A 7,752-nucleotide genomic window follows, 5' to 3' on the forward strand; every position below is an offset into this window, starting at 1 on the left:
GCTAGGCTGCCATCGACGCGGGTTCGCGTACGGCCGCCAGTGCCTGGATCAGCACTTCCGGCCCTGCACCGGGCCGGTTACCGTCCTCTGACAAGATCTGCCGAAAACGCCGCGCACCGGGAAGTCCCGTGAAAAGCCCGACCATATGGCGCGTGACATGTGAAAGCCGCCCGCCACGCGCGATATGCTCACTCGCATAATCCGCCATCCGGCGGACAACCGCGTCGAGATCGACCACAGCATCTCCTTCGCCGAACAATGCGCGGTCCACATCCGCCAGAACGGCTGGCGCTTGATAGGCCGCGCGTCCCAGCATCACGCCATCCACATGCGTCAGATGCTCACGCGCGGCACTCAGCGAGCCGATGCCGCCATTGATCCCGATGAACCGACCGGGCATCCGCTGCCTCAACCGATAGACGCGGCCATAATCGAGCGGTGGGATCTCGCGGTTCTCTTTCGGGCTCAAGCCCTGCAACCAAGCCTTGCGGGCATGCACCCACAGCCCGTCAGCTCCTGCTGCGAATACGCCATCCGCAACAGCATCCAGCGCCGGTTCGATATCCTGATCGTCCACGCCGAGTCGGCACTTGACCGTCACTGGAATACGCACCGCTGTCTTCATCGCGGCGACGCAGTCAGCGACAACCTCCGGCACTCGCATCAAACAGGCGCCGAACGCGCCGGACTGAACGCGGTCGGACGGGCACCCGACATTCAGGTTGATCTCGCTATACCCGAAGCCTTCGGCGATACGCGACGCCTCCGCGAGCTTTCGCGGGTCGGACCCGCCTAATTGTAAGACCACCGGTTGTTCACCGGCATTGAAGCCTAACAGCCTCCCCCGAGGCCCATGGATGACAGCGTCGGCGACCACCATTTCCGTAAACAGCACCGCCCGCTTGCTGAGCTGGCGATGAAAGAACCGGCAGTGCCGGTCCGTCCAATCGATCATCGGTGCGACGGCGAAGACTGGAGACTTCAACGTCTCGGTTCTTGCCTCGCCCTGGTGCTGAACGGATGGATGCATCATGCGCCCCATATAGGAGAGATTGGAGAGCGGCGCGAGCTATCCCCGCGCACAGCATAGGAACGCGCATAAGCTCAGCCCCCAAAGGAACCTCATATGATCGTCGTGGTTGGACAAGCGAGACAACTAGGAGCGAAATCGATGCCAGATTCTGTATCCCCCGGCCCCGTGTCCAACGCCGCACACCCGGACGTCCGTACGCCGAACGCGGAGGGCCTGCCGAACCAGAAGCGGGACGAGCTGCTCAACGACGAGCGGGACGCTCCGAAGGCTCCAAAGATGAGCGGTGGGATCAGGCCTGATGCCAACCCTCTCAACGCACCGCCGGATTTGCGCGACGCCGGGGAACCTACCGAACCGCTCCGCCAGGACGATCCACGGACCGGTCGTTAAACCATTCGTCGATGGGAGCGTAGGCGCGTCGGTAAGCGGGTTTCTGATCACTTCCGATTGTTCTAAGCCGATAGGGTTATTTCGGAGTGTGCGGAAGCATGCTTCTCTGCCCGCGCGTGGGGCAACCCTGCTTCTCACGCGGAAGGAGGCCCGGCGCTTGTCCACCCCCGATCGGCGCCGGGCTGCGTTATACCGCCACGGCTTCGTCTCAGAACCAACGCGCTGCCTTGCCGTTACTCAGGCTGCAAAATCACCGGCTTGCCAGCATGTGGGAGCGCCTGATGTTTGAAGTCGTCTACGAGACGCGGAAACAGGGCCAGACGCCCGACGACCCAAGTGCTCCGCTGACCAGTCTCGTCTTGAATTCGACCTTCGATACGGAAGAGAAGGCGCAAGACGCCTGCCTGGGCTTCCAAGGTCCATTCGAGAGAAGATGGGAAGACGCCTCGCAACATCGCTACTTCGGCGAAACACCGAAGGAGCCGGGCAAGGTCTCGATATGGTATTATCGGCCGGCGGACTGATTGCCCCTTGCCTCATGGCTAAGCGGGAGCATTTTCAAACGGATACGGACTTGAGGACCACTCAATGCGTTTGGGCATCGTCTCTTTCATAAGTTTCGCAGCGGTCTGCATTGCGGCCGGATGCTCAAGCAGCGGTTCGAATACGGGATACTCGGCTGCAAGCACGGGACCGACCACAGCAGGTGGCGCGGCCAGTGTCGCTGCTACCGGAACGGATACTGCCGCAGTCGTCAACGCCACTGGTGATCCGACCGCCGGAACTACGACCTCTGCTGGAGGAACGGCTTCGACGGGCTATTAGGAAGACCCAACTTCGACACCTATGGAAACTAAGCCGGCGTCTGCCTAATTGGGGCAGATGACGCTCTCCGCTGACGCCTCGCTCGCCGTCGATATTCCCTCCCCGCCCTCCCGGCTTCTGCTCGCTCTCGAGCTTCGCGCGCTTCCGGAGTTGGCGGCATTCGGCATCTCCTATCCGCTTCTTCGCGTTGCCGCGCCGCGCGGTGATGGCCATCCCGTCCTTGTACTACCCGGACTTTCCACAAGCGACCGTTCGACCGCGCCCCTACGCGCCATTCTGAGGCGACGGAATTTCGCCGCTGTCGGCTGGGGTCTCGGCATCAATCGTGGCCCGCATCTGGGCACGCTCGAAGCGATGAGTGATCGTATCAAATCGCTTGCGGATGAAAGCGGTCGCACGATCAGCCTCGTCGGCTGGAGCTTGGGCGGGATCTATGCCCGGCAATTATCGAGGCTGTTGCCCGACCATGTAAGGAGCGTCGTCACCTTGGCAAGCCCATTTGCAGGGAGCCCTCGTGCCACCAATGTCTGGCGGCTCTATGAGCGCTATAGCGGCGAACGGATCGACCAGCCCCGCGACTACCCCGGCGGTCCCTTGAGCGACCCTTTGCCGGTGCCGAGTAGTGCAGTCTTCAGTCGCTCGGACGGCATCTGCTCATGGCAAATCTGCGTGGAAAAGACGGGCAATCAATCAGAAAGTATCGAAATCCGAAGCAGCCATTGCGGCATGGGCTTCAACCCGGCTGCCATCTTCGCGGTTGCCGACCGCCTCGCCCAATCGGAAGGCGAATGGCGCCCTTTCCATGCGCGCGGCTTGAGACGCCTGTTTTTCCCGGCCTCTAGTTTCTGAACACGAGCTGCTCGAGAACATACAGCAGAATACCGGCCATGCCGCCGATGACCATGCCGTTGAACCTGATGTATTGGAGGTCGCGACCAATATTGATCTCGATCAGTCGCGTCAGCTGGCCCAGATCCCAGCGCTTTACCTGATCGGCGATGAAGGTGGAAACACCGCTCTTCTGGCTTTCCACGAAAGCCGCGAGCGCGATCACGAAGCCTTGGTTCATGTCGGCGCGAACCTTCGCGTCGCGTGCCAAATTGCGCCCCACCTCGACAAACATGTTGGTCAGCTGCTCACGGATGGTCGAGCGCGGCGCGCGGATGTCGCTTTCGATGAAACTCGAGAGGCTCTTTATCATCTCACCGCCCATCTCACGCAGTTCGGGGCGGAGGAGGAAGTCCTGCTTCAGCCGCTCGACGCGCGCGGCATAGGCAGGCGAAGTGCGCAGCTTGGCAACGAAGCCTTCCACGAACTCGTCGAACTCGCGGCGAAGCGCATGGTCGGGATCCGCGCGCACCTCATCCATCAGCGTGCTGGCAGAATTGACGATCTTGCGCAGCAGATACGCATCGGCTTTGAAGACGCGGAACAGCGAAGGCAATTCGTCGCGGATTTTCTCGCGCACCGCTGCAAGCGCTTCCTCGTCGCGCAGGAAGCGGCCGAGCACCTTCATGAACTCGTCAAAAAGTTGCTGATGGCGCCGGTCCTCCGTGAAGGCTGAAAGCAAATCGGCCGCCAGCGGCGCGATCTTCACTTTTCCGACCTGCTCAATGATGCGATCGGTCACGAAACCGCGCAGGTCGGACTTTTCCATCGCCGCGAGCATCTGCGGCATCAGCTTCGTCGTGAAACGCGAAAGCCCCGCGGAGCGATCGGCATCCGCCAGCCAATCCGCGACCATCTGCGCGAAATCCACCTGCCGGAGCTTCTCGCGCACTGGACCGGGAGCGAGGAAATTGCCCTCAATGAAGCGTCCGAGATTGTCGGCAATGCGCGCTTGGTTGTTCGGGATGATCGCCGTATGCGGGATGGGAATGCCAAGCGGATGACGAAACAGCGCCACCACGGCATACCAATCCGCGATGCCACCAATTGCCGCCGCTCCAGCGAAGGCCGCGACAAAGGCCAACCAAGGCCACGTGCTTTCGAAATATCGCGCAAGCAGAAAGGTGACGATGCAGAAAACGAGCGCTGCAGTCGCAATAGCCTTCGTTCGTCGCAGGGCACGAAGCTTTTCAAGATCGGCGGGACTGAGCTGGATCGGCTTGGGCTGAAGCGGCATGTGCATCGAAATAGCGCGCTTCGTCGCGCCGCCCAAGATAAACCGCAGATGAGTGCTGGAATTACAGTCCTGAAAGGTCCATAATCGGACCAAGCCCACAGTTTGAAAGAATGTCCATGCGGCTTACCCGCCAAACGAATTACGCGATCCGCATCCTGATGTACTGCTCGGCGAACGAAGGCCGCCTGAGCCGCGTCACGGAGATCGCCGGCGCCTATGGCGTTTCCGAACTGTTCATGTTCAAGATCCTTCAGCCGCTCGTCGAGCATGGCATGATCGAGACCGTACGCGGCCGCAATGGCGGCATCCGCCTTGGCAAGCCCGCCGAACAGATCACGCTTCTGGATGTCGTGAAGGTCACCGAGGAAAACTTCTCGATGGCTGAATGCTTCGACACCGGCAGCGAGTGTCCGCTGGTCAACGACTGCAGCCTGAACGGCGCACTGCATGAAGCGCTCGACGCTTTCTTCGCTGTGCTCGGCCGCTATTCGATCAAGGAACTGGTCGAGACCAAGCCCAATATCCACAGCCTTCTAGGTATCCAGGCCATGCCGACGCCCGCGCTGGCGAACTGACGAGCAACGGCACGAATCGACACGGCGCCCGTTTCACGACGGGCGCCGTTTTCGTTTGGAGGCCCGCCGCCAGCAGGCTCGCATTGCCGCCGGCGGCCGTGGTGTCCATGCAAACCGCCCGCTCATGCGCGTAGGCGGCGGGATAGATCGTCTCGACAACAAGCGGAACGATCGGACCGCTGCGCTCCGCCAGCAGGCGGCGCACGCGCCGCAACGTTCCGGCATCCGCATTCAGCGCAACCAGATCGGCTTCGCGCAACAAGGCTTCGTCCGGTGCGCCGTCAACCGCCGCAAGCCGCATGTCCTTGCCAATCAGGGGACGAAGGGCCTCCCTGGCATTCGGCGCGACGGCGACGACACTGTTGCCGGCGGCCAAGGCCTGAAATCACCTGCGCCACCAACGTTTCCTCGTCAGTACCCAAGCAGAGCGCTTTGCCGCGCGGCGCATAAGCCAGCGTGTTCGCCTCACCTGTCGGTCCGGGCAGATCGCTCGCCCATCTCGCGTATGGCAGCGCCCACCGCGCGGCGTATGACTGGTTCGCCCAACCGCCGCACCATTCCCCACAAGGTCCGCTCGATCCCGCCCTCACCGTCGTCCAGCACGCGACCCGTCAGCATGAGCCCCCAAGTCGAGGCATTGACGAAAATGGAAGATGATGAACCCGAATGCGACGACCAGTCATGCGGCGCGATCTTGTCGCGGATCAGATCGTCCATCGTATCTGCATCAGGCACACGCAGGAGTGTCTCGGCCAGACACATCAGGGCGACACCTTCTTTGGTCGAAAGTCCATAGGCTGACAGAAATGCCTCCATCAGCCTGGGATCGGCTTCGGCCCTCACGGCACGCACCAAATTGGCGGCCTCTTGCGAGATCGCTTCCCGGTCTTGTCCGGACAGATCAGCGAGCGCAAGCAGGCGCTCCACCGCCTCGCCCTCATCGGGCATCAGATTGGCGCGGAGTTCGGAGCGGATGGCGTCAAGGATGTTGAAACCTGCAAGGGAGAGGTACCGAATATGAGAGCTTGCCGCGCACTTCCGCATTCTAAATTTCAGAGGTACACAGCATACAATGACCAGATTTCTGGCATTTATCAGACCGAACAGCCTGCAATGACCACGCAACCAGACTAATTGGACCGCATCGACCACAACATCATTGCCGCACTGATGGAGGACGGCAGGCCATCCATGGCCGAACTTAGCCAAGGCGTCGGTTTCTCCAAGACGCCCGTGCAGGCGCGTGTTCGTCGGCTTGAGCGAGACGGCTTCATTCGCGACTATGGTGCGTTGATCGATGGCGAGCGAATGGGCGACGCGCATCTGGCCTTCGTGCACGTCAAGCTGTCCGACACTCGCCTCGCAGCGCTCGACACTTTTAACCGCGCGGTGCTCGCCGCGCATGAGATCGAGCAGTGCCATATGATGGCGGCGAGCTTCGATTACCTATTGAAGGTCCGGACGCGAGACATAGGCGCCTATCGCAAGGTGTTGGGCGAAAAGATTTCCGCCCTGCCCCATGTGGCGCAAACCTCGACCTTCGTCGCCATGGAAACGGTCAAGGGATAGCGCCACTCAGCCGAGCCGGAAGCGATACTCGGTCAACTGGCGATAGATTTTGCCCGGCCGCAGAATGGCCTGCGGAAAGTAGGAACGGTTCGGTGAATCGGGCCATGTCTGCGGCTCGAGGCAGAAGCCCGCGTGAGGCCGGTAGGTCCGGCCGTCCAGCCCGGCGCCCTCGGCCACATCGAGGTATTCGCCCGTGTAGAACTGGATGCCTGGCTCGGTCGTCCACACTTCCATGGTTACACCGGACCGCTCACCGGTTGCGCTGACGACGCGCCGTAACGAGCAGCGCTCTGCGGAAAGGCAGAAATTGTGGTCGTAGAGTCCGTCATTCGCCACGTTGATCGCGCGTGTGGAACGGAAATCGAAGGCGCCACCTTCCACGGGCTCGACCCGGCCCCTCGGGATCATCTCTCCGTCGACGGGCAGATAGGCATCGGCTTCGATCTGGATTCTATGACCGCGCACATCGCTTTCGCCGCCATTATCCAGATTGAAATAACTATGCTGTGCCAGATTGCACAGCGTGGCGCGATCCGCTTGCGCCCGTAGTTCGACTTCCAGCGTGCCCCCGCCGCTGAGTCGATAAGTGACCGAAACGTCGAGTGCGCCGGGAAAACCTTCGCACCCGTCGGGATCGAGAAGTGCGAGCGTCACCGAATCATCGGCCGCCTCAGCGACCTGCCATTCACGCGCAGAATAGCCATTCGCCCCGCCATGCAGCGTATGCTTGCCGATGAAATTGGTGGGGCCTTGAAAGCGCTCGCCGTCGATCGTGAACTGGCCATTCTTGATCCGGTTCGCGTAGCGGCCCGCGATGGCACCAAGATAGTTCTTGTTCGAGCGGTAAGCCGTGGGATCCGCCAAGCCCAGGACAAGAGGCGCGCCGTGGCCTGCGAGCCTGAGATCCTGGATCGCCGCACCCCACGGCACGATGGTGGCGGAAAGCCCGCCGCCATCGATGCGCACCTGTGCCACGGTTTCGTCGCTCACGTCAGAGCCCTAACCCACCGATGCACACATATTTCGTGTCGAGATAATCCTCGATGCCCTGGTGCCCGCCCTCGCGGCCGAGACCCGATTCCTTGACGCCGCCGAACGGCGCCTCGACGGTTGTGATCAGCCCTTCATTGATGCCGACCATGCCGTATTTGAGACCCTCCGATACGCGGAAAGCGCGGCCGAGATCGCTCGTGTAGAAGTAGGCCGCCAGACCGAACTCGGTGTCGTTGGCGAGC

At 61.4% G+C, this 7,752-nt stretch carries 9 protein-coding genes and 1 pseudogene; 4 read left to right on the forward strand and 6 right to left on the reverse strand.

What is annotated here, in order from left to right; translation table 11 throughout:
* Position 1: 1 nt before the first annotated feature.
* Positions 2-955 carry a tRNA dihydrouridine(20/20a) synthase DusA gene (gene dusA / locus NGM99_RS20445; protein ID WP_252822434.1) on the reverse strand — a complete coding sequence of 318 codons (954 nt, stop codon included), beginning with the start codon at positions 953-955 and terminating at the stop codon, positions 2-4.
* Positions 956-1,704: 749 nt separating this feature from the next.
* On the opposite strand from dusA, the gene NGM99_RS20450 reads away from it, so the two are divergent.
* Positions 1,705-1,947: a hypothetical protein gene (locus tag NGM99_RS20450; RefSeq protein WP_252822399.1), complete on the forward strand. Its 243-nt coding sequence runs from the start codon at positions 1,705-1,707 to the stop codon at positions 1,945-1,947.
* 358 nt (positions 1,948-2,305) lie between these two features.
* Positions 2,306-3,097, forward strand: a complete 792-nt coding sequence (locus NGM99_RS20455) for an esterase/lipase family protein (RefSeq protein ID WP_252822401.1) — start codon at positions 2,306-2,308, stop codon at positions 3,095-3,097.
* Here the strand turns inward: NGM99_RS20455 and NGM99_RS20460 are convergent.
* Complete coding sequence (locus NGM99_RS20460) at positions 3,087-4,379, reverse strand: DUF445 domain-containing protein (protein ID WP_252822403.1); 1,293 nt, start codon at positions 4,377-4,379, stop codon at positions 3,087-3,089. The two genes, NGM99_RS20455 and NGM99_RS20460, sit on opposite strands and share 11 nt — an antisense overlap.
* 110 nt (positions 4,380-4,489) lie before the next feature.
* Here NGM99_RS20460 and rirA point away from each other — a divergent pair, with 110 nt between their 5' ends.
* Positions 4,490-4,948 (forward strand): iron-responsive transcriptional regulator RirA, encoded by a 459-nt coding sequence (gene rirA / locus NGM99_RS20465; RefSeq protein WP_252822405.1) that lies wholly within the window; start codon positions 4,490-4,492, stop codon positions 4,946-4,948.
* On the opposite strand, the gene NGM99_RS20470 is transcribed toward rirA, so the two are convergent.
* A complete protein-coding gene (locus tag NGM99_RS20470; protein WP_252822407.1) occupies positions 4,866-5,324 on the reverse strand; it encodes a hypothetical protein in 459 nt (152 codons plus the stop codon). The genes rirA and NGM99_RS20470 overlap by 83 nt on opposite strands.
* Positions 5,325-5,434: 110 nt before the next feature.
* Positions 5,435-5,992: pseudogene (locus NGM99_RS20475) on the reverse strand (bifunctional proline dehydrogenase/L-glutamate gamma-semialdehyde dehydrogenase); the annotation flags it as partial.
* 147 nt (positions 5,993-6,139) lie between these two features.
* On the opposite strand from NGM99_RS20475, the gene NGM99_RS20480 reads away from it, so the two are divergent.
* Positions 6,140-6,517: an Lrp/AsnC ligand binding domain-containing protein gene (locus tag NGM99_RS20480; protein ID WP_435371466.1), complete on the forward strand. Its 378-nt coding sequence runs from the start codon at positions 6,140-6,142 to the stop codon at positions 6,515-6,517.
* A gap of 6 nt (positions 6,518-6,523) precedes the next feature.
* On the opposite strand, the gene NGM99_RS20485 is transcribed toward NGM99_RS20480, so the two are convergent.
* The gene (locus tag NGM99_RS20485) at positions 6,524-7,507 is read right to left on the reverse strand and encodes an aldose epimerase family protein (RefSeq protein WP_252822408.1); all 984 of its coding nucleotides are present in this window, start codon (positions 7,505-7,507) and stop codon (positions 6,524-6,526) included.
* A gap of 1 nt (position 7,508) precedes the next feature.
* Positions 7,509-7,752: aldehyde dehydrogenase family protein (locus NGM99_RS20490; protein ID WP_252819178.1), on the reverse strand; the 244-nt coding region annotated here is incomplete at its 5' end.

This window comes from Mesorhizobium liriopis, from assembly GCF_024053505.1.
Classification (GTDB): Bacteria; Pseudomonadota; Alphaproteobacteria; order Rhizobiales; family Rhizobiaceae; genus Mesorhizobium_B; species Mesorhizobium_B liriopis.